This is a genomic window from Chromobacterium sp. W521 (assembly GCF_052805975.1).
Genome location: NZ_JBRBAF010000003.1, coordinates 45,215 through 72,177, shown reverse-complemented (window position 1 = coordinate 72,177; position 26,963 = coordinate 45,215). Strand labels below are relative to the sequence as shown.

General features: G+C 64.2%; 20 protein-coding genes. 11 read left to right on the top strand and 9 right to left on the bottom strand.

Annotated elements, in window-relative coordinates; genetic code table 11:
- Window positions 1-7: 7 nt before the first annotated feature.
- From tldD to ACUXV1_RS05005, 3 genes are read right to left on the bottom strand one after another with little or no spacing between them, the layout of a single operon-like run.
- Window positions 8-1,450 carry a metalloprotease TldD gene (gene tldD, locus ACUXV1_RS05015; RefSeq protein ID WP_446014959.1) on the bottom strand — a complete coding sequence of 481 codons (1,443 nt, stop codon included), beginning with the start codon at window positions 1,448-1,450 and terminating at the stop codon, window positions 8-10.
- A gap of 14 nt (window positions 1,451-1,464) precedes the next feature.
- Window positions 1,465-2,274: a carbon-nitrogen hydrolase family protein gene (locus ACUXV1_RS05010; RefSeq protein ID WP_081573986.1), complete on the bottom strand. Its 810-nt coding sequence runs from the start codon at window positions 2,272-2,274 to the stop codon at window positions 1,465-1,467.
- On the bottom strand, window positions 2,271-6,146 hold the full coding sequence (locus tag ACUXV1_RS05005) for a YhdP family protein (RefSeq protein ID WP_446014958.1): 3,876 nt from the start codon (window positions 6,144-6,146) through the stop codon (window positions 2,271-2,273). Before ACUXV1_RS05005 ends, ACUXV1_RS05010 begins: the two co-directional genes overlap by 4 nt.
- A gap of 57 nt (window positions 6,147-6,203) precedes the next feature.
- Between ACUXV1_RS05005 and glnE the strand changes: the two genes are divergently transcribed.
- The 6 genes from glnE to ACUXV1_RS04975 all read left to right on the top strand — a co-directional run bounded on the left by glnE (window position 6,204) and on the right by ACUXV1_RS04975 (window position 12,661).
- A complete protein-coding gene (glnE, locus tag ACUXV1_RS05000) occupies window positions 6,204-8,900 on the top strand; it encodes a bifunctional [glutamate--ammonia ligase]-adenylyl-L-tyrosine phosphorylase/[glutamate--ammonia-ligase] adenylyltransferase (RefSeq protein WP_446014957.1) in 2,697 nt (898 codons plus the stop codon).
- 105 nt (window positions 8,901-9,005) lie between these two features.
- Window positions 9,006-9,929 (top strand): branched-chain amino acid transaminase, encoded by a 924-nt coding sequence (locus ACUXV1_RS04995; RefSeq protein ID WP_043641537.1) that lies wholly within the window; start codon window positions 9,006-9,008, stop codon window positions 9,927-9,929.
- Between the two features lie 43 nt (window positions 9,930-9,972).
- A complete protein-coding gene (locus tag ACUXV1_RS04990) occupies window positions 9,973-10,173 on the top strand; it encodes a zinc-finger domain-containing protein (RefSeq protein WP_019104039.1) in 201 nt (66 codons plus the stop codon).
- Between the two features lie 134 nt (window positions 10,174-10,307).
- Complete coding sequence (gene waaF / locus ACUXV1_RS04985; protein WP_446014956.1) at window positions 10,308-11,345, top strand: lipopolysaccharide heptosyltransferase II; 1,038 nt, start codon at window positions 10,308-10,310, stop codon at window positions 11,343-11,345.
- Window positions 11,345-11,938 (top strand): TetR/AcrR family transcriptional regulator, encoded by a 594-nt coding sequence (locus tag ACUXV1_RS04980; protein ID WP_043641534.1) that lies wholly within the window; start codon window positions 11,345-11,347, stop codon window positions 11,936-11,938. Before waaF ends, ACUXV1_RS04980 begins: the two co-directional genes overlap by 1 nt.
- A gap of 123 nt (window positions 11,939-12,061) precedes the next feature.
- On the top strand, window positions 12,062-12,661 hold the full coding sequence (locus ACUXV1_RS04975) for a hypothetical protein (protein WP_446014954.1): 600 nt from the start codon (window positions 12,062-12,064) through the stop codon (window positions 12,659-12,661).
- A 107-nt stretch (window positions 12,662-12,768) separates the two neighbouring features.
- Here ACUXV1_RS04975 and ACUXV1_RS04970 read toward each other — a convergent pair whose 3' ends face one another.
- The 4 genes from ACUXV1_RS04970 to ACUXV1_RS04955 are packed head-to-tail and all read right to left on the bottom strand — an operon-like array spanning window position 12,769 to window position 17,839.
- Entirely contained in the window at window positions 12,769-13,329 is a 561-nt protein-coding gene (locus ACUXV1_RS04970) for a cob(I)yrinic acid a,c-diamide adenosyltransferase (protein ID WP_446014953.1), read from the bottom strand.
- On the bottom strand, window positions 13,322-15,862 hold the full coding sequence (locus ACUXV1_RS04965; RefSeq protein ID WP_446014951.1) for a hypothetical protein: 2,541 nt from the start codon (window positions 15,860-15,862) through the stop codon (window positions 13,322-13,324). The genes ACUXV1_RS04970 and ACUXV1_RS04965 overlap by 8 nt, the downstream gene beginning before the upstream one ends.
- A gap of 2 nt (window positions 15,863-15,864) precedes the next feature.
- Complete coding sequence (locus ACUXV1_RS04960; RefSeq protein ID WP_446014950.1) at window positions 15,865-16,287, bottom strand: DNA polymerase III subunit chi; 423 nt, start codon at window positions 16,285-16,287, stop codon at window positions 15,865-15,867.
- On the bottom strand, window positions 16,274-17,839 hold the full coding sequence (locus ACUXV1_RS04955; protein ID WP_114154845.1) for a leucyl aminopeptidase: 1,566 nt from the start codon (window positions 17,837-17,839) through the stop codon (window positions 16,274-16,276). Before ACUXV1_RS04955 ends, ACUXV1_RS04960 begins: the two co-directional genes overlap by 14 nt.
- Window positions 17,840-18,040: 201 nt before the next feature.
- Here ACUXV1_RS04955 and lptF point away from each other — a divergent pair, with 201 nt between their 5' ends.
- From lptF to ACUXV1_RS04930, 5 genes are all read left to right on the top strand, one after another.
- Entirely contained in the window at window positions 18,041-19,141 is a 1,101-nt protein-coding gene (gene lptF, locus ACUXV1_RS04950; protein ID WP_043592120.1) for an LPS export ABC transporter permease LptF, read from the top strand.
- A gap of 7 nt (window positions 19,142-19,148) precedes the next feature.
- The gene (lptG, locus tag ACUXV1_RS04945; protein WP_043592119.1) at window positions 19,149-20,225 is read left to right on the top strand and encodes an LPS export ABC transporter permease LptG; all 1,077 of its coding nucleotides are present in this window, start codon (window positions 19,149-19,151) and stop codon (window positions 20,223-20,225) included.
- A 1-nt stretch (window position 20,226) separates the two neighbouring features.
- Window positions 20,227-22,800: a [protein-PII] uridylyltransferase gene (locus ACUXV1_RS04940; protein WP_114154843.1), complete on the top strand. Its 2,574-nt coding sequence runs from the start codon at window positions 20,227-20,229 to the stop codon at window positions 22,798-22,800.
- Between the two features lie 290 nt (window positions 22,801-23,090).
- The gene (locus ACUXV1_RS04935) at window positions 23,091-24,719 is read left to right on the top strand and encodes a S53 family peptidase (RefSeq protein ID WP_194426139.1); all 1,629 of its coding nucleotides are present in this window, start codon (window positions 23,091-23,093) and stop codon (window positions 24,717-24,719) included.
- A 100-nt stretch (window positions 24,720-24,819) separates the two neighbouring features.
- Window positions 24,820-25,464, top strand: a complete 645-nt coding sequence (locus tag ACUXV1_RS04930; RefSeq protein ID WP_043592114.1) for a HugZ family pyridoxamine 5'-phosphate oxidase — start codon at window positions 24,820-24,822, stop codon at window positions 25,462-25,464.
- A 62-nt stretch (window positions 25,465-25,526) separates the two neighbouring features.
- On the opposite strand, the gene ribA is transcribed toward ACUXV1_RS04930, so the two are convergent.
- Both ribA and ACUXV1_RS04920 read right to left on the bottom strand, forming a co-directional pair.
- Window positions 25,527-26,108: a GTP cyclohydrolase II gene (gene ribA, locus ACUXV1_RS04925; RefSeq protein ID WP_203391643.1), complete on the bottom strand. Its 582-nt coding sequence runs from the start codon at window positions 26,106-26,108 to the stop codon at window positions 25,527-25,529.
- 96 nt (window positions 26,109-26,204) lie between these two features.
- Window positions 26,205-26,930 carry a GAF domain-containing protein gene (locus tag ACUXV1_RS04920; protein WP_043641525.1) on the bottom strand — a complete coding sequence of 242 codons (726 nt, stop codon included), beginning with the start codon at window positions 26,928-26,930 and terminating at the stop codon, window positions 26,205-26,207.
- Window positions 26,931-26,963 lie beyond the last annotated feature (33 nt).

Here is a 26,963-nt window from a genome sequence, read left to right as displayed (position 1 = left end):
CAGGTTCTTAGCCGCCGGTGCCGCCCACGGTCAGCCCGCCGTCTATGCGCAGCGTGGGCTGGCCCACGCCCACCGGCACGCTCTGCCCTTCCTTGCCGCAAACGCCCACGCCCTGATCCAGCTGCAGATCGCTGCCTATCATGCTGACGTAGTTGAGCACGTCGGGACCGTTGCCTATCAGGGTAGCGCCCTTGACCGGGTAGCTAAGCTTGCCGTTTTCGATGCGCCAGGCTTCCGACGCCGAGAACACGAACTTGCCGCTGGTGATGTCCACCTGACCGCCGCCAAAGTTGACCGCGTACAGGCCATCCTTGACCGAGGCGATGATTTCCTGCGGATCGTGCTGGCCGGCCAACATATAGGTGTTGGTCATCCGCGGCATCGGAATATGGGCGTAGGACTCGCGGCGGCCATTGCCGGTGGCGCCCACCTGCATCAGCCGCGAATTCATCGCGTCCTGCATATAGCCCTTAAGCACGCCGTCCTCTATCAGCACGGTGCGCTGGGTGGGGTTGCCCTCGTCGTCTATCGCCAGCGAGCCGCGGCGCTCCTCCATGACCCCGTCATCAACCACCGTGACGCCCGGCGCCGCCACACGCTGGCCGATCTTGCCGGAGAAGGCGGAAGTGCCCTTGCGGTTGAAGTCGCCTTCCAGACCATGGCCTATCGCCTCGTGCAACAGCACGCCGGGCCAGCCCGGGCCCAACACCACGGTCATCTGCCCCGCCGGCGCCGGACGCGAGTCCATGTTGGTCAAGGCCTGATGCACCGCCTGGCGCGCGTAGCGCTCCAACACCTCGTCGTCGAAGTAGGCCAGGTCGAAGCGACCGCCGCCGCCGCTGGAGCCCTGCTCGCGGCGGCCGTTTTGCTCGGCGATCACCATCACCGACACCCGCACCAGCGGCCGCACATCAGCCGCGCGCACGCCGTCGTGGCGCGCCACGTAAACCACATCGTATTCGCTGGCCATGCCGGCCATCACCTGGATCACCCGCGGGTCCAGCGCCCGGGCCATCCGTTCCACCTTTTCCAGCAAGGCCACCTTGGCCGCCGCCTCCAGACTGTGACAAGGGTCCAGCGCCGGATACAGCGGTTTAGGCGCTCGCGGCGTTTGCCGTCCGGCGGAACCGTCGCCGCCCGCCTGGCCGATGGCGCGCACCGCGTCGGCGGAACGGCTCAGCGCTTCCAGGCTGATGGCGTCGGAATACGCGAAGGCGGTCTTGTCGCCAGCCACGGCGCGCACGCCCACGCCTTGATCAATGCTGAAACTGCCGGACTTGACGATACCCTCTTCCAGGCTCCAGGCCTCGCTGCGGGTGTATTGAAAATAGAGGTCGGCGTAATCGATGGCGTGGTGGCGCATGCGCGCCAGCGTGGCCTCCAAAGCCGCCTCGTCCAGGCCGTAAGGCTTGAGCAGCAGGCTGTCTGCCGCGGAGAAAGCATCTTGCATAATGTCGGGTTCTTTCACGCGAGTACGCGGTGCGCCAGCGCCGGCAGGCGGGTGCGCACCGACTGGATCAATGTCGGGTCTATTTCGGCGAGGATCACGCCCTCGCCCTTGTCTATTTCCGCCAGCACGCGCCCCCACGGATCGATAATCATCGAATGGCCGTGGGTCTTGCGGCCGTTGTCGTGTTCTCCGCCCTGCGCGGAGGCCAGCACATAGCTCTGGTTCTCGATCGCGCGCGCGCGCAGCAGCGGCTCCCAATGCGCCTCGCCGGTGGTGGCGGTGAAGGCTGCCGGCAGAATCATCAGATCATAGGGCGACAGCTGGCGGAACAGCTCGGGGAAACGCAGATCGTAGCAGATACCGAAGGCCATCTCGGCAAAGCCGAGGTCCGCCTTCACCGGCTGCTCGCCCGGCCGGATGGTATTGGATTCGCAATACGTCTCTCCCAGGCCGGAAAAGCCGAACAGATGGATCTTGTCGTAGCGGGCCCGTACCTCGCCATTCGGGTCGAACAGCAAGGTGGTGTTCAGCACCCTCTGCGGCTCCGGGCTGCGCAAGGGCACGGTGCCGGCCGCCAGCCACACGCCGTTCTCGCTCGCCATCCGCGCCAGCGCCCGCTGGATGGGGCCGTCGCCGTAGGCCTCGCACACAGCCACCTTGTCGGTTTCCTGTTTTCCCATCAGGCAAAAGTACTCGGGCAAGACCACCAGCCGCGCGCCTTTGGCGGCGGCTTCCGCCACCCAATGCGCGGCGCGCTGCAAATTGGCCGTCACGTCGGAGCCGGACACCATCTGCACCGCCGCCGCCAGGAATTTTTGCTTCATGGTTTTCCCCCTTTGTTCTGATGTATCGGACCGATCGCCGTGCGCACCACTTTAGGATCCCGCAGCGAACCACTCACTTCGTAATCCACCGACAAGATGCGTCCCACCGGATCGCGCAGCACTTTCTGCGCCGCCAGCGTGGCGATGCCCACCACCGGATTGAGCAAGGCCGCGCCCGCCGCCAACGCCACGCTTTCCGCCAAGCGCGGCATCACATGAACTTTCAACGTCTGGGTTTCCTTGCCCAGATCCAGCTCTCCGGAAATCGCCACGTCGGCGCCCGGCCCCTTCATTTCCACCTTGGGAGACGTGAACAGGCCGTTCCGCGCCTGCGCCTCGCCTTTCAGGCTATCAAAGGCGAAACCGTCGCTGAACACATCGGTGAAGTCCAAACGGATGCGACGCGGCAGCGATTGCAAACTGAGCGCGCCCAACAGCTTGACCACACCCGGGTCCACTTTGGCGAAGCGCCCATCCTTGAAGTCTAGCGCCAATTCGCCGGACACCTTGGCCAAATCCAGATCGCCCAAGCCCCCGGGCCAATTCAAGCGGCCGCTGAGCGAGCCTTGGCCGTTGCGGAAAATCTCGCCCTGGCCCAGCCGCGCCAGCAGCTTGCCGGCGTCGCTGACATTCAATTCAAAACGGGCGTCGACATTGCCGGCGCCGCGCGCATCCGAACGCACCGTGGCTTTCAGCGTGCCGTCGTTAGTCGTTAGCCGCAACGGCGCCATCTGCCAGACGCTGCCGTCGCGACGCGCTTCCAGTTCCAGCCGCCCCACCGAGCGTCCCTGCAACACCAGTTCGCCAACGCGCACCTTCATCTCTGGCAGCTTGCGGTTCAGCATTGAGGTCTCGCCGCCGGACTTGGCCTCGGTCGCGCCCTCCTTCTTGTCCGCCGGCAACGTCAAGGCCAGTCGGCTCAGATTGGCTTGCAACAAACCGTTGCCTTCCGGCCGATAGCTGGCGTCGCCGCTCATCTCGTTGGAGCGTAGCTGTATGGTCCAAGCCTTGGACAATTCACGGTTGCCCAGCCGGGCATTGACCTTGTGCAGGCTCAGGCCCGGCAATGCCAACTCCGGCGTTTCCAACTCCAGCTGCAAGGCAGGCAAAGCCGACAAGGCTCCCGGCCCGCCGCCTCCGCTGGATTGCGCTGCGCCGTCCGCCAGTTTCAACCAATCATCCAACACCACCCTGGGCTGCGCCACCCGCACCGTCAGCCCGGACGCCGCCGGCTCGCCCGGCGCGCGTCCCACGCCCAAGGCGCCGGCCTGCAAGTCGCCGTGCTCGTTCAAACGCAAGCGTCCGCCTAGCATGCCGTCCAGGCTGAAATCCAGCCGCAGGGTCTGCGCGCCGCGCATCTGCTGCGGCCGCAACTGTAGTTGCAGCGGCAAAGCCGTCGCCGAGGCCTTGGCCAAGGGCGGCGGCAAGTCGAAGGCGGTGCCCTGCAGGTCCGAGGCCACCGTCAGGCTCTCAAGACCTTGCTTGACGACGAACTGCGCGCGATAGCCGGACTTGCCCGCCGCTTGCTCCGCCAGGGCTGGCAGATATTGCTTCAATACTTGGCGAGAATCAGCCTGGCCTGCCAGTTCAAAACGCATGCGCTTGTCGGCTCCGGTGCTGGCCTTCAACTGGAACGCGCCGCCGAAGCCGCTGAACTGCAGGCCGGGGCTGTCCACGCCGCGCTCGGTGAAGGTCAACCGGCCGCGGGCCTTGCTCAGCGGAGGAATCGGCAAGGATTTGAATTGCAGGGCGTTGTCGGCAAAATGAAGATCGCCACGCACCCCCACGCCCTGCTCGCCCGCCAGCGGTATCGCCAGCTTCAGGTCCAGGCTGGCATTCCCGCCGGCTTCGATCTGGCCGGTAAAACCGTCCAGCCAGCCGTCTACCGGGCTTTGCGTGGTGAAGGCCAGCATGCGCTGCAGGCGGTCGGCCGCGCGGCCCTCCACCGCCAGCATCGGCACGTCGGCGCCCAGATTGTTTATCACCGCCTTGACGCCGCTCAGCGGCACGCCCACCGTCGTGGCGCGGCGCGCGTTCACTTCCATCCGCTCGTTGCGGAACAGCAGTTGGGCGTCGATGTCGTCGATACGAGGCCAGCCGGGCTGGTAACTGAGACGCGCCCGTTCCACCTCGGCCTCCACCAGAAACTCGCCGCCCTTGCCGCCAGCAAAAGGGAACTGGTCCAGATCGCCGCGCAGCTTCATCGTAGCCTGACGCAGCTGCCCGCCTTGCAAGGCCTGGCGCAGCCAGCGCAAAGTGTGCTCGCCCACTTCATGCGGCAGGTATTCCGCCACCCTGGCCGCCGGCACCCCGGCGATGCTGGCGCGCAGATCCGCGATGCCTGCGCCTCCGCCCTGATGCCGATAGCTGCCTTGCAGGCTGCCGGATAGATCCGCGTTGGAAAAGGCGACCTGACGGAAGTCCAAAGCCACCGCTTGCCCCTGCCGCTGCCAGCCCACATCGGCGGTCAGTTTGTCGAAAGCCAGCGGCGAGACGAACACCGACGGATAGCTGACCTGGGACTTCCCGGTATCCAACTGCAAGCGGCCGCCCTTTTCATCAAAGCTGATCGCGCCGCTGACCCCGGCCACGCCAGGAAGTTCATCAAACGGCTGCCAAGCCAGCTTTTCAAAACGGGACTTGAGTTTGAAGGCCCTGGGCGCTTCCAGCGCGCCTTTCCAGCTGACGGTCAGGTCGCGCAAGGCGCCGCTGGGCGAAAAGCGCGCGAACAGCGGGTTGCGATCGGCGCCCAGCGCATGGATGAAGGGCGTTAGATGGCTGAGGTCGACGTTGTCCAGCGTCAGTTGTCCGAAGCCCTGCTCGCCGTAGCGCCACTCGCCGTCGATATTGGAGTTGTCGAAAGCCAGCCCGCTGGCGCTGGCCAGGCTCAGCCGGCTGGCCTTGACCTTATAGCTGCCGCTGAGCTGACGCGTCAGTTGCAACTCGCCTTGCAGACGCGGCAACACCAGTTCGTGCGAATCCGGGGGCGTGTAGGCGGCGTCGTGGACGTTGACGCTGGCTTTCAAGGCGTCGATGGCGCCGTCGGAGAAGGACATTTCCACCGTGCCGCTGCCCTCTCCGCTGCGCAGCATGCCCAGCTGCTGCAAATAGCGCGTCCACGAACCCGCCCGGGCGCCGTCCAGCGCCACTTTGATCGAGCCCGACCACTGCTGCCAGGCGGCGATGTCGTCGCCGCGCCAGGAAGCGGTCAGATCGAAACCCTTGCCCAGTGACGCCGCCGGCTGGCCGGAGAGCTTCAGTCCGTGGCCGAACAGACCCGCGCTCAGTTTGAGCTGGCCCTGACTCAGGTCCAGCCTCGGCAGCCCCAGCAGTTCATCCTGCCAGCTCAGCAGCGCATCGATGATCTCCAGGCTGGACTGGCGCAGCAGCCAATTGCCAAGGCCGCTGCCCGCGGGGCCGGAACTCAGGTCGAAGCCGTTGAGATAGATCACGCCCTGGCGCGAACGCAGCAGTTCTACCGCCGGCCCCTTGACCACCACGCTGGACAAGCGCGGCTCCAGCGCCAGCAGTGAACGCCACGACGGTTCCAGCGATACCTGGCGCAAGGTCAGCGCCTTGCCGTCCTGCGGATTGGCGATGGTGACACCGCCCAGTTCAAAGCGCGGACCAACGGTCAGCCACTCGCCGGACAGGGCCGCCACCTGCACCGGCCGTCCCAGCGACTGACTCAGATAACGCTCCAGCGGCTGGCGAAACTGGTTCAGATTGGGCAATACCCAGAAAGTGAACGCGCAAAAAGCCGCCAGCAGCAGCGTCAAGGCGGTGGCGACGGCCATTCCCAACAGCGCACAGGTCCGTTTCAGGACCTTGACCACATGGATATGGGACAGAACGGAGAATAGCTTTTCCAAATGCGGCAAACCGTTACAATGTGGCCATCAAGAATTGACATGCCGTAGGGGCCTATTATGCCAGCAAACACGGCCGCTGCCATTGCCCGCAGCCGCGAGTTCTCTCACTATCTGCAACGTTTGCTGACCGCCCAGCCCGCCGAGCTGGCCAGGCTGGAAAGCCGGCTGAGCCACCGCTTCTACGCCGCGGAGATGAAAGCCTTCGCCGATTGGGAAGCGCTGACCGATGCCGAAAGACTGGCCCCGGCGCTGCGGCGGCTGCGGCAGGCCGTAGTGGCGCGGCTGATCTGCCGCGACCTCAACGGTCTGGCGGATCTGGACGAGGTGGTATCCACCATTAGCGCGCTGGCCGATTTCGCCGTCCAACGGGCCCTGGCCTCCGCGCGCGCCGGCCTCGCCCACTACGGGGAGCCAATAGGCGAGGACAGCGGCGAGGTTCAGCAACTGATCGTCATCGGCATGGGCAAACTGGGCGGAGGCGAGCTCAACGTCAGTTCCGACATCGATCTGATCTTCATCTATCCGGAAAGCGGCGACACCGACGGCGCCTCCCGCGGCGGCCGCTCCATCAGCAACCACGAATACTTCACCCAGGTGGGCAAGCGACTGATCGCCCTGCTCAACGACGTCACCGCCGATGGCCAGGTATTCCGCGTCGACATGCGGCTGCGGCCCTACGGCGATTCCGGCCCGCTGGCGATGAGCTTCGCCGCCCTGGAAAACTATCTGCTGAGCCAGGGCCGGGAATGGGAACGCTACGCCTGGATCAAGGCCAGGCCGCTCAGCGGCGACGCGGCGGCGCTGGCCGATACGGCGCGCCCCTTCGTTTACCGCAAATACCTGGATTACAGCGCCTACGGCGCGATGCGCGACCTGCACGCGCAAATCCGCCGCGAAGTGGCCCGCCGCGATAGGGCCGAAAACATCAAACTGGGACCGGGCGGCATCCGCGAAGTCGAATTCATCGCACAAGTATTCCAGCTGATACGCGGCGGCCGCGACCGCAGCCTGCAACTGCGCGGCACCCGCGAAACCTTGCGCCGGCTGGGCGAGCTGCGGCTGTTGGAGCCCGCCGCCGTCGACGAACTCCTGCAGGCTTACGCCTTCCTGCGCAATCTGGAACATCGGCTGCAATACCTGGACGACCAGCAAACCCAAACCCTGCCCGCCGGCGCCGACAACCGCGCCCGCATCGCCGCAAGCATGGGCTGCGCCGACTGGGACCAGTTCATGAACCAGCTTAACCAGCAGCGCCGCAAAGTCACCCGCCACTTCGAGCAAGTGTTCATCCTGCCCACCGAGGGCGCTACCGACCACCCCCTGGCCGATCTGTGGCGCGACATCGCAGACGAGTTGCCGGTGGAGCGGCTGCGGCGGATGAGCTTCGCCGAACCGGAACAAGTGGCGCGCCAGTTGCAAAGCCTGGCCCAAGGACAGCGCTACCAGCAGATGCCGTTAAACGGCCGCAAGCAGTTCGACCAGCTGATGCCCGCCTTGATCGAGGTCGCCTCCCGCTTCGACAACGCCGATGCCACGCTGACGCGCATCATCGCCTTGATGGAGGCGATCAGCCGCCGCGCATCCTACCTGGCGCTGCTGACCGAATACCCGCAAACCCTGCAACGGCTCGCCTCGCTTTATTCGTCCAGCGCCTGGGTCTCCGGCTACCTGACCCGCCATCCCATCCTGCTGGACGAACTGCTGGACGCGCGCGTGCTCTACGCCACGCCGGACTGGCCACAACTGGCGGAACAGTTGGAACAACAGCTGCGCCAGGCCGACGGCGATGTGGAAGCCAAGATGGATGCGCTGCGCCACTTCCAGCACGCGCAATCCTTCCGCCTGGTGGCGCAGGATTTGGCCGGCATGTGGACGGTGGAGGCGCTGTCCGACCAGCTTTCGCTGCTGGCCGACATCGTGCTGGCCGCCACGCTGCGCCACGCCTGGCTGGACATCCCCAGCCGCCACTGCGACACGCCGCGTTTCGCCATCATCGGCTACGGCAAGCTGGGCGGCAAAGAGCTGGGCTACGCTTCGGACCTGGACCTGATCTTCCTCTACGACGACGAGCACCCGGACGCCGCCGAACTGTACTCGCGGCTGGCGCGCAAAATGTCCACCTGGCTGACCAGCGCCACCGCCGCCGGCGTGCTCTACGACATCGACCTGCGGCTACGCCCCAACGGCGCCAGCGGCCTGCTGGTCAGCTCGGTCAACGCCTTCCGCCAATACCAGGAACAGCAGGCATGGGTCTGGGAACACCAGGCGCTGACCCGCGCCCGCTACGTGGCAGGCGACGCAGACGTCGGCGCCCAATTCGAACAGGAACGCCATGCCATCCTCACCCGCCGACGCGAGCTTAGCGTGCTACGCGACGAAGTGCTGGCGATGCGCCAACGCATGCTGGACAGCCACCCCGCCCGCGACGAAGACCCGAAAAACGCGCGCGGCGGCATCATAGACATCGAATTCATCGTCCAATACCTGATCCTGGCCCATGCCCACGCGCTCCCGGCGCTGACCGCCAACGCCGGCAATATCGCCTTGCTGGCCACAGCAGCCGAGGCCGGACTGATCCCCGCCGCCGACGCCGAAGCGGCGCGCAACGCCTATCGTCACTATCGCCGGCTCCAGCACGCCGCCCGGCTCAACGAAAAACAGACGGTCACGCCGGACGCGGCTTTGCAGCAGGACTACAGCCTATGCCGATCGCTGTGGCGGCTCGTATTCGAGCAAGCGCTCAATTTTTCCTGACAAACGGTTCACAGCGTCATAAGGGCGAGATAAACTCATTGGATACGGTCGGACAAGATCCGACCCTATCCGCAAAGCGAAAACACAATATTGGAGAACACCAAGATGTCGATGGCTGATCGTGACGGAAAAATCTGGTATGACGGCGAACTGGTGGACTGGCGCGACGCCACCACCCACGTTCTGACCCACACCCTGCATTACGGCATGGGCGTGTTCGAAGGCGTGCGCGCTTACGAAACCCCCAGGGGTCCGGCCATCTTCCGTTTGGAAGACCACACCGCGCGACTGTTCCGCTCCGCCAAGATCCTGGGCATGGCGCTGCCGTTCACGCCGGAACAGATCAGCCAGGCTCACCTGGACGTGGTCAAAGCCAACGGCCTCAAGTCCTGCTATTTCCGCCCCATGGCCTTCTACGGTTCCGGAAAACTGGGCGTGGCGCCGCTAAAGAACGATGTCCGCGTAATCGTGGCCGCCTGGCCCTGGGGCGCCTACCTGGGCGACGAAGGCCTGGAAAAAGGCATCCGCGTGAAGACCTCCTCCTTCACCCGCCACCACGTCAACATCACCATGTGCAAGGCCAAGGCCAACGGCAACTACATGAACTCCATCCTGGCCAACAACGAAGCCACCGCCGACGGCTACGACGAGGCCTTGTTGCTGGATGTGGACGGTTTCGTGGCGGAAGGTTCCGGCGAAAACATCTTCATCATCCGCAAGGGCAAACTGTACACTCCTGACCTGACCAGCGCGTTGGAAGGCATCACCCGCGACACCGTGGTGCAGATCTCCAAGGAAATGGGACTGGAACTGATAGAAAAGCGCATCACCCGCGATGAAGTCTACAGCGCGGACGAAGCCTTCTTCACCGGCACCGCCGCCGAAGTCACCCCGATCCGCGAGCTCGACAGACGCGCGATCGGCGACGGCAATCGTGGTACCATCACCGCCGAAATCCAGAAGCGCTACTTCGACATCGTCAAAGGACTGGATGCCGAACACCAGCACTGGCTGACCTACGTCAACTAAGCAAGACGAGCCGCCCGCGCGGCGGCTCCGCAAGGAATACAGAATGGCTGAACAGAAAGAAAACACTCAACGCGTGATCGAAGTCACCCAGCACGACCTGCCGCTGCATTGCCCGATGCCGGACATGGTGTCCTGGAACTCCCACCCGCGCGTGTTCCTGCCCGTGCACAAGACCGGCGAAGCGCTGTGCCCCTATTGCGGCACCCGCTACAAACTGAACGGTCCGGCAGGCGGCCACCACTGAGCCTGGCCCCGCGCCGGCAACGCAGCTAAGGTGTGGCGCGAGCCGCACCTTTTTTGCTTGCCCGGCCGCCTCCGTCCGCAAACCCAAGCCGGGCCGCCGCGACCCGGTTTCGGTTTGCAATCGGAACATCTGCAATGAAGAAGAAAATCCTCGTCATCGGCCCCTCTTGGGTCGGCGACAGCGTCATGGCGCAACCGCTGTACCAAAGGCTGCACCAACGCCACCCCAATCTAGAGTTGCACGTATTCGCGCCGGCCTGGACCCTGCCGCTGCTGGCGCGGATGCCGGAAGTGGCCAAGGCCCACCTCAACCCCTTCGGCCACGGCGCCCTGCGCCTGGGCGAACGCTGGAAGGTGGCCCGCCAGCTGGCGGCCGAACGCTTCGACCAAGCCATCGTGCTGCCCAACTCGCTGAAATCCGCCTTGATCCCTCTGTTCGCCGGCATCCCCTTGCGCACCGGCTTCCTAGGCGAATCGCGCTACTGGATTCTCAACGACGCGCGCGAACTGGACGAACAAGCGCTGCCGATGATGGTGGAACGCTTTTGCGCGCTGGCCGAAGACAAGGGCGCGGCGCTGCCGCGACCGCTCAGCCATCCTCGGCTGGCGCTGACCAATGCCAGCCAGCAAGCGGCGCTGGACAAACTGAAGCTCGACGCCAGCCGCCCTGCGGTCGCCTTCTGCCCCGGCGCCGAATACGGCCCGGCCAAACGCTGGCCGGCCCGACACTTCGCCCAGCTGGCGCGCCGCTTCGACGCCGCCGGCTACGCGGTATGGTTGTTCGGCTCCGGCAAGGACCGCGAAGTGGGCGACGACATCAGCCGCCTTTCCGGCGGGCTGGCCGTCAACCTCTGCGGCGCCACCGGCCTGGAAGAAGCGATAGACCTGATCGGCCTGACCCGGCTCGCCGTCTGCAACGATTCCGGCCTGATGCATGTTGCTGCGGCGCTGGACAAACCGCTGGTGGCGCTGTACGGCTCCTCCAGCCCCGATTTCACGCCGCCGTTGTCGACGCGGGCCGCCATCGTCTCCCTCAACCTGGACTGCAGCCCCTGTTTCGAGCGGACCTGTCCTTACGGTCATACCGATTGCCTGGAAAAAATGGAGCCGGATCGGGTCTGGCAAGCCGCGCTTCCGCTGCTGCCCGTCCACCCCCAAGAAAAAACACAATAATGAGCACAGACAACACCGCACCCGTCGAAGAAAACAGCCGCCGCATGGAACTGATCCGCGCCGCGGCGATACTGTTCCGCGACCAGGGCTACGAACGCACCACAGTGCGCGACCTGGGCAACGCGGTCGGCATGCAATCCGGCAGCCTGTTCTACCACTTCCGCACCAAGGAAGAAATCCTGGTCGCGGTGATGGCCCTGGGCATCACCAGCACCACCGAGCAATTAAAGCGCGCCCTGGACGAAGCCGGATCGCCGCGAGCCAAGCTGGCCGCGCTGTTCCGCGTCCATCTCAATTCTCTGCTGGGGGACAATCAGGCGGCGCTGGAAGTGATGCTGTACGAATGGCGCAGCGTGTCCGCTGCCGCCAGGCCCGGCCTGATCGTGCTGCGTGACCGCTACGAAGCGCTTTGGCAACAAGCGCTGGACGAGGCCGCAGCCGCCGGACTGGTCAAACCCGACACCGCGCTGCTGCGCCGCACCTTGCTGGGCAGCCTGCATTGGTCGGTGCAGTGGTACCGCTCCGAAGGCCCGCTGAGCGTGGATCAGCTGGCCGAACGCATGTTGGATTTGGTATTACTGCCACAAACCTGACCATTGGACCAGAAAAAATTCGGCAATCCACCGAAAAAGATTCTAGAATCAGCGATATAGGGCAACTGGGCTCTATACCGTCCTGGGCGACGGCAACGGCAACCACGGTTTGGAGAGAGCGATATGGCAAGCACCGGCAGCATAGGCAGCCTCAACTCTCTGCAGCAATTGCAATCGCTGCAGAACACGCGGCCTGAGCAAAAGACGCTGGAAGAACCGCGGTCCGCCACCCCTGCGGTTTCACAGCAAAACGTCAGCCAGACCGCGGTCCGGCAAAACCCCGACACAGCCCGCGTCGAGCAGCAACTGCAACGTCAGTTGAACACCGCGCAGGCCAATGCCGCGCAAACCCGCAACGGCGACCAGCAACGGGTTAGCCAGGAACAGGCCCAAACCGCCGCCCTGGCCAGCTCAGCCGTTCCGGCCGCCGCGGCCAACGACACCCCGCGGGCTCAACAGCGCACCGCGGAAACGGCAAGCGCCAATCGCGCCGCCAGCGCGCCGCCGGCGACGCCTCCGCGTCCGACCACGGTGCCGGCGGCCAATGAGCAGCAAGCCGCCAACAATCAAGCGGAACAGCAGATCAACCAGACCAACAGCAATGCGGTGGCCCGTTCCCAGCAACAGAACGCCAGCGGCCAATTAGCGGTCACTCAGTACCAGACCACCCAGTCCCTGCTGCAGAATAGCCCTTACCGGCCGCGGGTCTCGGAAGTGGCCTGACGCCACCCTCACAAAAAACGGCAATCCCAAAGGATTGCCGTTTTTTTTGCCGAACGCGTACTCAGCGTGTAACGCTCCGCAACGCGCGGCAGATCGTGAACAGGTTTTTAGACTTCGCCGGTTTTGCGCCCCGGCCGCCACAACACGTCCGGTTCCCCTGCCTGCCGGTTCAGATAACGCGACAGCACAAACAGCAGGTCGGACAGGCGGTTCAGATAGCGGCGCGCCGCGTCTGACACCGTCTCCTGCTGCGCCAACGCCACCACTGCGCGCTCGGCGCGACGACACACCGATCGGGCTTGGTGCGACAGTGCGGCCACCCTGCAGCCCCCGGGCAGGATGAACTCTTTCAGCGGCGGCAAATCCTCGTTGAGGAAGGCCACGACAGCCTCCAGCGCCTGCACGTGCTCGGCGCCCAAAGCGCTGTAGCCGGGCACCGCCAGCTCCGAGCCCAGATCGAACAAATCGTGCTGGGTCTCGGACAGCCAGGCTCTGGCCTCGTCCGGCAGCGTTTCCGCCAGCAACACTCCCAGCACCGAGTTCAATTCATCCACCTCGCCCAACGCGCGGATGCGCAAGCTGTCCTTACCCACCCGGCTGCCGTCCCCCAGACCCGTGCTGCCGTCGTCGCCGGTTCTGGTGACGATATGCGACAATCGATCACTCATCGCGTTTCCCATCCTTTTCAATCTTGCCCAAAGAGTTGATTGTCTGACGCAGGCTCTCCTTCAAGGCTTCGCCAAACAGCATCTCGTAATCCTCCTTGAGCTGATGCATTACGCCCGACAGCATCTGCTTGGCCTGCAGCTCCAAAGCGTCCTGCAACCACAGCGACAGTTCCACCTTCATCCGCGGCAGCATTTTTTCATACATGGACTGCAGCAAGGCCTGTTCGTCTATCACCGCCACCGTGCCCGGCGGCGCATTCACCGCCTGAGGCGCCATCATCGCGGCGGCCGCGGCGGCCGAAGCCACCTCGGACACCTTCAAGACCTCTACGCCGCGCGCCGTCGGCCCCTCGGAGGCCGGCCCCTGTTCCGCCTCGCCCGCCGACGACTCCGCGCCGACGGCAAGCGCCAAGCCTGCGGCTGCCAGCGCCCCGGCTCCCGCCGCCAACTCCGCGGCCCCCATTCCACCCATCTCGGACTCGGACTCAAACACCGTCAGTTCGGGTATCTCGCCCTCGGCCATAGCCGGAGCCAGCGACTCGGGCTCGACATCCTCCAAGAACATTTCCGGCTCGGCCGCTACCGGCTCCAGCATGGCCGCCGTTTCGGTGGTTTGCTGCCCCAGCACGTCCTCTAGCAAAGGCTCGGCAGCCGCTTCGGCTACCGGCGGCTCGGCAAACACAGCGTCCAGCTGCGGAACATCCAGTTCAGCAACTTGTGGCTCCAACGCCTCGTCCCGCACAGACTCTGCCGCCACTTCGGCCTCCGTCTGCTCGGCAAACGCATCGTCCAGCTGCGGAACGTCCAGTTCAGTAACTTGTGGTTCCAACGACTCGTTCAGCACAGACTCTGCCACCGCATCGGCTTCCGCCGGTTCCGCAAACGCAGCGTCCAGATGCGGAACCACTGATTCGACGACTTTCGGTTCCAGCACTTCTTCCGGCACAGACTCTGCCGCCGCTTCGGCCGCCGTCTGCTCGGCAAACGCATCGTCCAGCTGCGGAACGTCCAGTTCAGTAACTTGTGGTTCCAACGACTCGTTCAGCACAGACTCTGCCACCGCATCGGCTTCCGCCGGTTCCGCAAACGCAGCGTCCAGATGCGGAACCTCCAGATCTGCAGCTTGCGGCCCCAGCGGCTCGTCCAGCACAGGCTCAGGCACCGCTTCTTTCGCTGGTTCCGCAAATGCGGCATCCAGTTGCGGAACGTCCAGTTCAGCAACTTGTGGTTCCAACGCCTCGTTCAACACAGGCTCAGGCACCGCTTCGGCTTTCGCCGGCTCGGCAAACGCTGTATCCATCTGCGGGACGTCCAGATCTGCGGCTTGTAGCTCCAGCGTCTCGTCCAACACAGGTTCGGCCACCGGTGCGGAAAACGCGGAATCCATCATCGGCGCATCCGCCTCAACGGCTTCCGGCATCGCCATGACGGGCTCCGTCCGCCCCCCCGCCAGTGCCTGGTCGATCTCGGCCAGCAAGGGCTCCTCTCCCGGCACGTCAAGCTCAGGGACGGCGGAGGACTCCGGCGAAATCATCACATCGGGAAACGCCATCGCCGATTCAAACACCGCCTCGGGCGCTACGGCCGGCGCATCATCAAACGCCGGCGCGGGTTCCAGCGCCAACGCGGCCAGTTCATCCGCCTCGGGCGGCGCCAGGAAGGGGTCGGCGGCGTTATCGCCCATAGGCGGCGCAAATGGCTCTGGGCCTTCCGCCGCCGCTTCCGGCGCGCCGACGGATGGGGCCTCGGCGGATTCCGGCCAGACAGGCACGGGTTCTTGCGCCGCGCTCTCCGGCCAACTCGGCAGCAAGCTGTCCACCTGGGTTTCCGGTCCGACTCCGCCGCCCAGCACGCCGGTGGGCAAGCTATCCAAGGAAATGGAAGTGAAAGGCGTCGGCGCGGGCGGCTCGGCGGTTGGCGCCACCGCACCCGGAATCTCTATACCAACGGGTTCCGGCTCAGCGGCCGCAAGCGCGGCGTCCCTTGCCGGCTCAGCTTCGGCCATTAGGGGCTCGGCAACGGGCGCCGAAGCAGGAACCGCCGCCAGCGCCTCTTCCGCGATAGACGCGGGTTCGTCAGCCACGGCCTCCGCTGCTTGCTCCTCGCCGGCCGGCTGCAACAAGAATTCGAAATCACCGGTCTCCGCCGCCGGCGGCTGCGCCGCTTCCGGCGAGGCCGCGGCGGGACTCCAACCTGGCAGCACTTGCTCGATGCCAAGCTCGGAGGCAGGTATGTCGTCCAGATCCAGCGACGGCAGCGAAGCCAGGTCCAGCAACGGTTCTTCGCCGGCAACAGGGGCGGCGATCAGTTCTTCCAGGCTCAGTTCGGGAATTTCCAACTCGGCGGGCAAATCCTGCGGCAGTTCGCCCAACTGGTCGGCCAGCGCGTCCAGTTCGCTGGAGAAATCAAAATCGGGAATGTCGATGACTTCGTCGCCCAAGGTAGGCACTTGCGACTCATCCACCACCTCGGTCAACACCGGCAGGTTGAGGCCGGACCAGTCAGGCTCTTTGGGCTTTGACGGCTCGCTCATGGTCACTTGTTGCTCATGTCGTGATGTTCGATTGCATAACCGCGCTCGCGATACGCCTTGAACCGCAGGCGCGCCGTCTCCAGCGACGCTTCGTCGCGTCCGACTATTTCCAGAATACGATCAAAGCGCTCCATCCGCTCCGGCAAATTCGATCCCAGATTCAACAAAACCGGGTGCTCCAACGCATCCGGCAGGCGGGCGGTCAGCCAGATCGGCGTGTCCGCCGCCTCGTCTGCGCCCAGCCGGCAGTGCGGCACGAAGCGGGTATCGCCAAAACTCCACAGCTGTCGGCTGAAGGTATCGAGCTGCTGCTCGCTGTCGAACCAGACCAGCAGCCGCCCCCCCTTGCGCATCACCGTGGCCGCCAGCAGGCAGGCGAAGCCCTGCGGATCGGCCACTTTGGTGTAAAAATCAATCCTGCTCATCGTCCACCGTTTCAGGGGTTTCACGGCGCGGACGGCCGCGTCGCACCACATTGCCCAACGCGATGTCCGCGCGGTCTTGCAGGAACTGCACCAGCAAAGGCACCGGACGCGCGGTGGCGCCCTTGTCCTTGCCGCCCTTCCAGGCGGTGCCGGCGATATCCAAATGCGCCCAATCGTAAGCCTTGGCGTAGCGCGACAGGAAGCAGGCCGCAGTGATGCTGCCGCCCGGACGTCCGCCGATATTCGCCATATCGGCGAACGGGCTCTTCAACATGTCCTGGTACTCGTCCCACAGCGGCATATGCCAAGCGCGGTCGGCCACTTCCTCGCCGGCGGCCAGCAGCTCGCGCGCCAGGCTGTCCTGGTTGCTGTACAGCGCTGTGGCGATATGGCCCAGCGCGACCACGCAGGCGCCGGTCAGCGTGGCCACGTCGATCACGGTGGCCGGGTCGAAACGCTCGGCGTAGGTCAGCGCGTCGCACAGAATCAGTCGGCCTTCGGCGTCGGTGTTCAGAATCTCGATGGTCTGGCCGGACATCGAGGTGACAATGTCGCCCGGCTTCAACGCGTTGCCGTTGGGCATATTTTCGCAAGTGGGCACGATGGCAACCAGGTTCAGCGGCAGGTTCATTTCCACCGCGGCGCGGAAAGCGCCCAGCACGGTGGCCGCGCCGCACATATCGTACTTCATCTCGTCCATGCCCTCGCCCGGCTTCAACGAGATGCCGCCGGAGTCGAAGGTGATGCCCTTGCCCACCAGCACGATGGGCTTGTCGCCTTTGTCTTTGGCGCCATGATGGCGCAGCACGATCAGCCGCGCTTCTTCAGTGCTGCCCTTGGCCACGGACAGGAAAGAACCCATGCCCAGTTCGGCGATTTGCTTGGGGCCCAGGATTTCGGCGTCCGCGCCGAAAGCGGCGGCCATCTGGCGCGCTTCTTCGCCCAGATAGCTGGGAGTGCAAACATTGCCCGGCAGGTTACCCAGATCCTTGGCCAGCCTCATGCCGCTGCCAATGGCCAGGCCGCGCTGCAAGCCCTTTTCGCCGTCGGCGAGATCGCTGCGGCGCGGTACCGCCAGCGTCAGCTTGCGCGGCTCTCGCACGGATTCGTCCACCTTACTCTTGAAGCGGTCGAAACGGTACAAGGCGTCCAGCGTCACCACCGCCGCCTGCTCTATCATCCACTCTACATCGTGCTTCTTGACTGTCAGTTCGCTCAGGTAGCTGACCGCTTCCACCGCGGAAGTCTGGGTCAAGGCCTTGATCGAGGCCCGCACCGCCTCGCGGTATTCCTTGGCGCGGAACTCCCGCTCCTTGCCCAAGCCCACCAACATCACCCGGTCGCATAGGGTGTGCGGCACCGAGTGCAGCACCAGCGTGCTGCCCAGCTTCCCTTCCATGTCGCCGTGACGCAGCACGTCGCTGATGAAGCCGTTGGAGATGCGATCCAGCAGATCCGCCGCGAAAGTCAGCTTGCGGGATTCGTATACGCCGACGATAACGCAAGCTACCCGTTGCTTTTCCGGACTGCCGCTTTTTATGTTAAATTCCATTGAGAACTCCCGTGTAGAGCGAGTGTCTGTAGCTACACCTCTTAACCGGCCGTCGATGCGCAGGTAGAATCCTGACGGCCCGGCCTTCCGGTGAAGACGGATTTTGTTGTTGATTCCGAAATCGTCCGTTTTTGACGTTTCTGGATGGTCCCCGGAATTATCACAATGCTTTTCATGAAAAGTCAAAAAGGCACTGAATAAATGGTTTTTCAAAAAAGCCTGACTCGCGAGCTGACTTTGAGCGCATTAGGCGTTTTCATCGTGCTCCTGGCGATTATCGTTTCCACTCAGGCAGTCAATCTTCTGGGCCGCGCGGCCGAAGGACAAATGGCCAACGAGGCCGTTGCCGCGGTGCTTGGCTTCACCACGCTGGGCTTTTTCCCGGTATTGATGATTTTGACGGTTTTCGCCACCATTTTGGTGGTATTGACCCGTATTTGGCGCGATCACGAGATGGTGGTCTGGCTCAGTTCCGGCCTGTCTTTGAGCAATTGGGTGTGGCCGGTGATGCGCTTCACCCTGCCGCTGGCGATGCTGATCGCCGGCGTCACCCTGTTCATCGGGCCGTGGGCGGACCAACGCAGCCAAGACTATGCCGAACAGATCAAACGCCGCGAGGAGGTTTCCGCAATCTCCCCCGGCGTGTTCAAAGAATCCGCCTCGTCCAACAAGGTATATTTTATTGAGAACTACTCTGGCGAGCACGGCGCGGCCACTAATATTTTCATGCAGGAAATCACCGACGGCAAAGTGGCCACCATTTTCGCCAAATCCGGTTTTATTACCACTAAGCCAGACGGGGAGCGCGTGGTGGTGCTGGAACATGGGCAGCGCTACGTAGGCGAGCCGGGCAGCGCCAATTACGAGGTGGCGGAATTTCAGCGCTACACCGCCGGCATCGGCGAAAGCCAGCAGATGCCGGGCCCCTCCGGCAACCGCCAGGCCATTCCCACCGCCCAATTGCTGAGCCAGGACTCCGCCGACTACCGCGCCGAACTGGCTTGGCGGCTATCGATGCCGATCAGCTGCGTGATTCTGGCGCTGCTGGCGATTCCGATGTCCTATTTCAACCCGCGCAGCGGCCAGACCTACAATCTACTGCTGTCTTTGCTGGTTTTCTTTGTTTATCAGAACGGACTGACCGTGGCCCGCAACTGGGTGGCCCAGGGCAAGGCCGGCGTCTGGCTGGTGCTGTTGGTGCACCTGGCCATGCTGGCGTTGGCGCTTGCGCTGTTGAGCTACCGCAACCGGCCGGCTCGTCCCATCGGCCAGGCCTTGTCCCTGCTGTTCCGGAAATCCTGATCCCGTCATGAAACTGATTCATCGCTACATCGTCGCCACTCTGAGCCAGGCGACCTTGTTCACCCTGCTGGCCCTGCTGGGCCTGTATGGCTTCTTCGACCTGCTGGCCGAAGTGCCCAACCTGGGCAAGGGCAGCTACACCCTGGGCAAGATGCTGGGCTATGTCGCGCTGCTGATGCCCGGCCACGCTTATGAGTTAATGCCGCTGGCGGTCTTGATCGGCGGCATGGTGGCGATGACCCAGCTGGCGACCAGCAGCGAATACACGGTGATACGCACCAGCGGGGTGACGCTGCCGCAAATCGCCGCCACGCTGCTGAAGTTCGGCCTCGGCTTCGCCCTGCTCACCGTGCTGCTGGGCGAGGTGCTGGCGCCGCGCACCGGCCAGCAAGCGCAAAGTCTGAAGCTGTCCGCCACCCACTCGATGGTGGCGCAGGAATTCCGCTCCGGCATTTGGGTCAAGGACAATCAGAACTTCATCAATGTTCATGAGATGCTGCCGGACACCTCGCTGCTGGGCGTGCGCATCTACACCTACGACAACGATTTCCGCCTGGTGCGCACCCGTTACGCCGAACGCGGCTCCTTCTCCAAGGATGAGCAGCAATGGCGCCTGATCAATGTGCGCGAAACCACGCTGGGCGCGGATCAGTCGGTCAGCCGCCATTATCCGGAGCTGTCTTGGAAATCCATCGTCGAGCCGGAAATCCTGTCGGTGCTGCTGGTCGTGCCGGAACAGATGTCGGCTAGCGCGCTGCTAACCTATCTGGAGCACTTGCGCAGCAACAAGCAACAGACCCAACGCTATGAGATCGCGCTGTGGAGCAAGCTCTTCTATCCGCTGGCCTGTATCTCGATGGCCCTGGTGGCGCTGGCCTTCACCCCGCAGCAACGCCGCCACGGTCAACTGGGCATCCGTCTGTTCGGCGGCATCTGCCTGGGCATCGCCTTTCACTTCGTGAACCGCCTGTTCGGCCATCTGGGCCTGCTGTACGACTGGAACCCCATCTTGTCCGCCACGCTGCCCACTTTGCTGTTCCTGGTGGCCGGCGTCGCCATTATCGCCAGACAGGAAAGGCGCTGACATGAACTCGCCGGCCGCGGACTCCCTCGCCCACATGCGCCAGGAACTGGCCGGCAAACGTCAGGCTTTGACCGAGCAATACCGTCAGCAGCGCAATCCTCAGGAATATCTGAAACGGCACAGCCAGACGGTGGACGCCGCCTTGCAGGCGCTGTGGGCGCAATCCGGTCTGGACGGCGCCGCCAGCCTGATCGCCGTGGGCGGTTACGGCCGCGGCCAGCTTTTCCCCCACTCCGACATCGACCTGCTGGTGCTGCTGGACCAGCCGCCGTCGCCGGAGCTGGGCGAACGCGTCGGCGCCTTCATCAGCCAGCTGTGGGACGTGGGCCTGGAGATAGGCCACAGCGTGCGCACTGTCGAAGAATGCCTGTCCGAGGCGCGCGGCGACATCACCATTGAAACCAATCTGCTGGAAAACCGGCTCATCGCCGGCGACGCCGCGCCCTGGCGGCGCATGAGCGCGCTGCTGGACCGCCAGCGCGACCCGCTGGCCTTTTTCGAAGGCAAAACCCAGGAACAGCAGCAGCGCCACACTCGCCACTTCGGCGTCGGCAACAATCTGGAGCCCAATATCAAGGAAAGCCCGGGCGGCCTGCGCGACCTGCACACCATTCTGTGGATCAGCAAAGCCATCGGCCTGGGCGACAATTGGGACGCGCTGGTGCGCCGCGGCATCCTGACCTTGGCCGAGGCGCGGCTGATCAAACACAGCGAACGCCAGTTGCTGGGCCTGCGCATCGAACTGCACCTGCTGGCGCGCCGGCGCGAAGACCGGCTGATATTCGATTTGCAACAGCAACTGGGCCGAGCGCTGGGCCTGCAGGACACACCGGCCAAGCGCGCCAGCGAACAAGCGATGCAGCTGTATTACCGCGCCGCCAAGACCGTTAACCAGCTCAACGGCATCCTGCTGCCCAATCTGCGCGGCAGGATCTACTCCCAAGTGCCGCGCGTCACTCAGAACCTTAACGAGCGCTTCTACTCGGTCAACGGCATGCTGGGCATCCGTCAGCCGGATGTGTTCGAGAAATACCCGTCCGCCATCCTGGAAGCCTTTCTGATGCTGCAGCGCAACCCGGAACTGAGCGGTTTCGCCCCGCGCATGCTGCGCGCGCTGTGGCACGCGCGCAGCCACATCAACGAACGCTTTCGCAACAACCCGCGCAACCGCGAGCTGTTCTTGCAGTTGTTCCGGGAGCCCAACGGACTGACGCGCTGCCTGCGGCGGATGAATCTATACGGGGTGCTGGGCCGCTACCTGCCCAATTTCGGCCACATCGTCGGCCAAATGCAGCACGACCTGTTCCACGTCTACACCGTGGACGAGCACATCCTGATGGTGGTGCGCAATCTGCGCCGCTTCGCCAGCAGCGCCTTTACCCACGAATATCCGCTGATGTCCCGGCTGATCAACGACTTCGAGCGGCCGGAAACACTGTACCTTGCCGGTCTGTTCCACGACATCGCCAAGGGCCGCGGCGGCGATCACTCGACGCTGGGCATGGCGGACGCGGCGGACTTTTGCCGCCAGCACGGCTTGCCGGCCGAGGATGGCGAACTAGTGGTCTGGTTGGTGGGCCAGCACCTGACCATGTCCAGCGTGGCGCAGAAGCAAGACATTTACGACCCGGAAACCGTGCGCCGCTTCGCCGAACTGGCCGGCACGCCGCGCCGGCTGACCGCGCTCTACCTGCTGACCGTGGCCGATATCCGAGGCACCAGCCCCAAAGTCTGGAACGCGTGGAAAGCCAAGCTGCTGGAAGACCTTTACCACGCGGCGATGCGCCAGCTGGTGCGCGGCGGCCAGCTAGACGTCGCCTCTGAGCTAGAGGAGCGCAAACACCAGGCCCAGGCGCTGTTGCGCTTGCACGCGGTGCCAAGCGGCGTGGAGGCCGCGCTGTGGCAGGAACTGGACACTGTCTACTTCCTGCGCCACGAAGCCAAGGAGATCGCCTGGCACGCGCGGCTGCTCAACCGCTTCGTCCATGCCGACGGGCCGCTGGTGCGCGCCCGGCTGTCCGACGACCACGAAGGCATCCAGGTGCTGATCTACACCCGGGACCGCCCGGAACTGTTCGCCCGCGCCTGCGCTTTTTTCGGCCGCACCCACTACAGCATCGCCGACGCCAAGGTTTACACCACCCGCCACGGCTACGCGCTGGACACTTTCCACGTCTTCGTGCCCGAGCATCATGACGGCGATTATCGCGACATGATCAATTTCATCGAGTTCGAACTGGCCGAGTGCCTGCGCCAGGAGGGCGAACTGAGCCTGCCCGCCTCCGGCCGGATCAGCCGCCACCTCAAACACTTCCCAATCACGCCGCAGATCTTGATTCGCCCGGATGACAAAGCCAGCTTCTACGTGCTATCCATCGTCGCCGGGGACCGCCCCGGCCTGCTGGCGCGCATCGCCAAAGTGCTGTCCGACTACCGGATGAATGTGCAATCCGCCAAGATCATGACTCTGGGCAGCCGCGCCGAAGACTCCTTCCTGATCTCCGGCCCCGGCCTCAACGACGATAAGACGGTGCTGGCGCTGGAGAACGCGCTGATGGCCGCGCTAAGGCTCTGAGCAGCTCAAGCCAAGCCCATTCATTCGCTCCACTCATTGCTGACACCAGCAAACAGCATTGCAAACGTCATAAATTTGCGTTTTCCCTACAGTTTCCCCCACTTGCGCAAATTTATTTGTCATTGACCGACATCAAGGATTACACATTCAGCGTTCCCCATCGGGAGCAGCCCTTCCGCACCAAGGGCAACCAACCTGGACCAAAGGCGCGCCATCGAGCGACTACAAGCCTGGTCCAAGGGCCATGCCAAACAGCAGGCCCGCGCGGTACTTCTTCAGAGGAGAAGTGAATGTTTGCCAAGCAATACACTGCCGCACTGGTGTCCGCCGCCTTCTTCAGCATCGCGGCGCAAGCAACAACCCTCAACTGGCAATCCACCAACACCCTGGCCCATCCGGTCCAATCGCTGATCCCGCAAGCACAGGACAGCGGCGAAGTCGCCGCCGGCCAGAGCGTGCACATCGCGGTGGCTTTGAAAGTGCGCAACAAAGCGCAACTGGACACGCTCACACAGAGCATCCTGCAAGGCGGCAGCAAGCACTACTTAAGCAAGACCGAGTTCCTGGACCGTTTCTCGCCCACTGAGGCGCAGGCACAGACCGTGGTCAAGCATTTGCAGGCCAACGGCTTCCGCAACATCAAAGTGGCGCCCAACCGCCTGCTGATCACCGCAGACGGCAGCGCCGCCACCGTCAAGGCCGGCTTCCAGACCTCGCTGCACCGCTACAACATCAACGGTCGCCAAGCCTTCGCCAATGTCGCCAACGCTCAGGTGCCCAACCAGCTGGCCGACATCGTGCTGGCCGTGCACGGCCTGCAAAATGTTCACCAGTTCCACACCGCGCTGCGCCACCCCACGCCGCAGGCCTTCAAGACCGCCAGCGTCAGCGGCCACTCCCCCACCGACTTCCCGTCCATCTACAATGCGAACAGCTTGCCCCCGGCCAGCAACACCACGGTCGGCATCATCGCCGAGGGCGACCTGACCCAGACGCTGAGCGATCTGCAGGACTTCGCCAGCAGCGTCGGCTACGGCACGGTGGCCACCTCGGTGATCAATAGCGGCACGCCCACCAGCGACACCTCCGGCACCGAGGAATGGAACCTGGACAGCCAGGACATCCTCGCCGCCGCCGGCGGCGCGGTTCAACAGATGAACTTCTACGTTGCGCCGTCGATGACCAATGCCGACATCACCGCCGCCTTCAACGCCGCGGTCAGCGACGGCACGGCCAAGGTGATCAACGTGTCGCTGGGCGAATGCGAAACCAGCGCCCAGAGCGACGGCATGACGGCCAGCGCCGACCAGATCTTCCAGGCGGCGGTGGCCCAAGGCCAAACCTTCTCGGTGTCCACCGGCGACTCCGGCTCCTACGAGTGCGGCGGCCGCACCGCGCGCCAGAGCTACCCGGCGGTATCGCCCTACGTGATCGCGGTGGGCGGCACCACGCTGTCCACCAGCGGTAAAACCGGCTATCTGTCTGAAACCACCTGGAACGGCGGCGGCGGCGGCCCCAGCTATACCGAGAGCGCTCCCGCCTGGCAGACCAGCGCCGGCGTGCTGACCATTTCCAAAACCAAGCGCGGCGTGCCCGACGTCTCCTTCGACGCCGACCCCAACAGCGGCGCGCTGGTGCTGGTCAACGGCAGCACCTCGCAGATCGGCGGCACCAGCCTGGCGGCGCCGCTGTTCACCGGCTTCTGGGCGCGGATCGAATCGGCCAACGGCAACAACATCCACTCGCCGGCGCCGTCGATTTACAAATACTTCAAGGCCAACCCCTCGCTGTACCACGACGTCACCAGCGGCAGCAACGGCGCCTACAGCGCCGCCAAGGGCTGGGACTACACCACCGGCTGGGGCAGCTTGAACATTGCCAACCTGAACGCCTTCATCGCCAGGACCCCTGGGTTTTAAGCGCAACGCTCTCTCGCCTTGAGCCCCGGTCCGCCGGGGCTTTTTTGTGCCTAGCCCCATCGCCGGCTAAGATGAGCCCACTTCGCGCCGGAAACCAAACATGAAAATCCCGCCCTCAGCCGCCATCCATCTACTTCACCGTTGCGCCCAAGCCAGCCTGGCCACTCACAGCACTCAACTGGACGGCTACCCCTACGCCACGCCGATACCCTGCGTGCCCGACGCCCGCCACCGGCCCACGCTCTGTCTCAGCGCGCTGGCCGAACACTGCAAAAACCTGCGGGCCGACCCGCGCTGCAGCATCGCGCTGCTGGACCCGGCGGCGGAGTCCAGTCAGAGCGGCGCGCGCCTGACCCTGCTGGGCGATATGGAACCCTTCCAGCCCACCCCGCTGGAGCTGGCCCGCCACCTGCGCTACCAGCCGGAGGCCGAAAACTGGCTACAACTGGATTTCACCTTCTACCGGCTGGAGCCGCGACGGCTGCGCTATATCGAAGGCTTCGGCCGCATGGGCTGGCTGGAGGCAGAGCAGTGGCTTGACGGCCCGGCGCTGGAGCCGGAGCAAGAAGCGGAGTTGCTGGAACAAAATACCGAGCTTCCCGCCGGCGTCCGACTGCTGGGCGCCGATTGCCACGGCATTGACTATGAGATCGCCGCCGCGCGCCGACGCCTGGCCTTCCCCGCCGCGCTGGAGGCGGACGAACTGGCCGCCCGCTGGCCGGAACTGACCGCGGCGCTGGCATGAAAAACGGGAGCCATCGGCTCCCGTTCGTTCACATCCTGTTTGCGCCGCTGAGACGCTGCCGTTCACTTGAACAACATATGACCCAGCTTGCTGGCCTTGGTGTCCAGATAGCGGTCGTTGTGCGGATTGCGCCCCACCTCCAGCGGCACCCGCTCCACCACATCGATGCCGGCGGTGCGCAGGGTTTCGATCTTGCGCGGATTATTGGTCATCACCCGCACCCGGGACACGCCCAACTGCTCCAGCATGTGCCGGGCGATGCGGAAATCGCGCATGTCGGCGGGGAAACCCAGCCGCTCGTTGGCTTCCACGGTGTCGGCGCCGCCGTCCTGAAGCTGGTAGGCGCGGATCTTGTTGATCAGGCCAATGCCGCGGCCTTCCTGACGCAGATACAGCAGCGCGCCGCGGCCTTCGGCGGCGATGGCGGACAAGGCCGCCTCCAGTTGGAAACCGCAATCGCAGCGCAGCGAAAACAAGGCGTCGCCGGTCAGGCATTCCGAATGCAAGCGCGACAACACCGGCTCGCCGTCGTCTATCGCGCCCAGGGTCAGCGCAACGTGCTCGCGGCCGCCCACTTCCTCAAAACCATGCATGGTGAACTCACCCCAAGGGGTGGGCAGCTTGCAACTGGCGACATATTCCATTCTCGGCTCATCCGCGCTGAGCTCGACAGCAGGCAATGACATTATTTCTCCGCTAAACCTGATAAGCACGCCTGAATCCGCGCGCAATAATCTTTATTAACTGTGGTCGGCTTCCGGATTTTCAAGCGCTAAAGGCAAGGCGGCGAAGGGCTCGGCCAACACGATGGCGAGCGCTGCCAGCCACACCAGCCGCTCCGGCGTGAAGAAGCCGGCGCTGGACGCCTCGGCATCCAGAATGCCCAGCACATTATCGTCCGGCCCCAGCACCGGCAGGCACACCTCGCTCATCACCTTGGGATCGCACTCGTAATAGCCGCCGCCCTCGGCGCGCCAGGCTTTGACGTCTTCGATCAACACCGCCCAGCCGGTCAGCCCCACCCGGCTGTTGTTGCTGTACTCGGCGAAGGCCTCGGTCAAAGGAAACTCGGCGCGGCTGGGCACGCCCTGGTAGGCCAGCTTGACCAGCTTGGCCTGCTGGCCTTTGCCGATCTTCCGATATACGCCCAGCCAGTCCGCGCCCACCTTATGGTTTACCGACTCCACCAGCGCGTGCAGATTGCGCAAGGCCGCCGTGGCTTCCGGACTTTCGCCGCCGAACAGCGGCGCCAGATCATAAGGCTCGTCGGCCAGTTCTTCGAACAAAGAACAACTGCCATCCTCGCTCAGTTTGGGCACCTGGTAACGATACAGATCCTGCCGCGCCGCCGGCTTGTCCGCGTTCAACACCGCGGACAGGGTCAACACCGCGATCTGCAGCTCGGTGCGATCCAGTTCCAGGCTCTGCTCGCGCAGATAGTCGGCCAGTTGGCTTACGGGTATCATGACAGTGCTCCTGAAGGCGGCCGCGCCGCCCGA

Coding starts and splice junctions, on each gene's coding strand:
- ACUXV1_RS04960 (WP_446014950.1), bottom strand. CDS start 16,287: ATGAGCAGGATTGATTTTTACACCAAAGTGGCCGATCCGCAGGGCTTC.
- waaF (WP_446014956.1), top strand. CDS start 10,308: ATGAAGAAGAAAATCCTCGTCATCGGCCCCTCTTGGGTCGGCGACAGC.
- ACUXV1_RS04965 (WP_446014951.1), bottom strand. CDS start 15,862: ATGAGCGAGCCGTCAAAGCCCAAAGAGCCTGACTGGTCCGGCCTCAAC.
- ACUXV1_RS04930 (WP_043592114.1), top strand. CDS start 24,820: ATGAAAATCCCGCCCTCAGCCGCCATCCATCTACTTCACCGTTGCGCC.
- ACUXV1_RS04940 (WP_114154843.1), top strand. CDS start 20,227: ATGAACTCGCCGGCCGCGGACTCCCTCGCCCACATGCGCCAGGAACTG.
- lptF (WP_043592120.1), top strand. CDS start 18,041: ATGGTTTTTCAAAAAAGCCTGACTCGCGAGCTGACTTTGAGCGCATTA.
- ACUXV1_RS04920 (WP_043641525.1), bottom strand. CDS start 26,930: ATGATACCCGTAAGCCAACTGGCCGACTATCTGCGCGAGCAGAGCCTG.
- ACUXV1_RS04990 (WP_019104039.1), top strand. CDS start 9,973: ATGGCTGAACAGAAAGAAAACACTCAACGCGTGATCGAAGTCACCCAG.
- ACUXV1_RS04935 (WP_194426139.1), top strand. CDS start 23,091: ATGTTTGCCAAGCAATACACTGCCGCACTGGTGTCCGCCGCCTTCTTC.
- glnE (WP_446014957.1), top strand. CDS start 6,204: ATGCCAGCAAACACGGCCGCTGCCATTGCCCGCAGCCGCGAGTTCTCT.
- ribA (WP_203391643.1), bottom strand. CDS start 26,108: ATGGAATATGTCGCCAGTTGCAAGCTGCCCACCCCTTGGGGTGAGTTC.
- ACUXV1_RS04970 (WP_446014953.1), bottom strand. CDS start 13,329: ATGAGTGATCGATTGTCGCATATCGTCACCAGAACCGGCGACGACGGC.
- ACUXV1_RS04995 (WP_043641537.1), top strand. CDS start 9,006: ATGTCGATGGCTGATCGTGACGGAAAAATCTGGTATGACGGCGAACTG.
- lptG (WP_043592119.1), top strand. CDS start 19,149: ATGAAACTGATTCATCGCTACATCGTCGCCACTCTGAGCCAGGCGACC.
- ACUXV1_RS05010 (WP_081573986.1), bottom strand. CDS start 2,274: ATGAAGCAAAAATTCCTGGCGGCGGCGGTGCAGATGGTGTCCGGCTCC.
- tldD (WP_446014959.1), bottom strand. CDS start 1,450: ATGCAAGATGCTTTCTCCGCGGCAGACAGCCTGCTGCTCAAGCCTTAC.
- ACUXV1_RS04955 (WP_114154845.1), bottom strand. CDS start 17,839: ATGGAATTTAACATAAAAAGCGGCAGTCCGGAAAAGCAACGGGTAGCT.
- ACUXV1_RS04980 (WP_043641534.1), top strand. CDS start 11,345: ATGAGCACAGACAACACCGCACCCGTCGAAGAAAACAGCCGCCGCATG.
- ACUXV1_RS04975 (WP_446014954.1), top strand. CDS start 12,062: ATGGCAAGCACCGGCAGCATAGGCAGCCTCAACTCTCTGCAGCAATTG.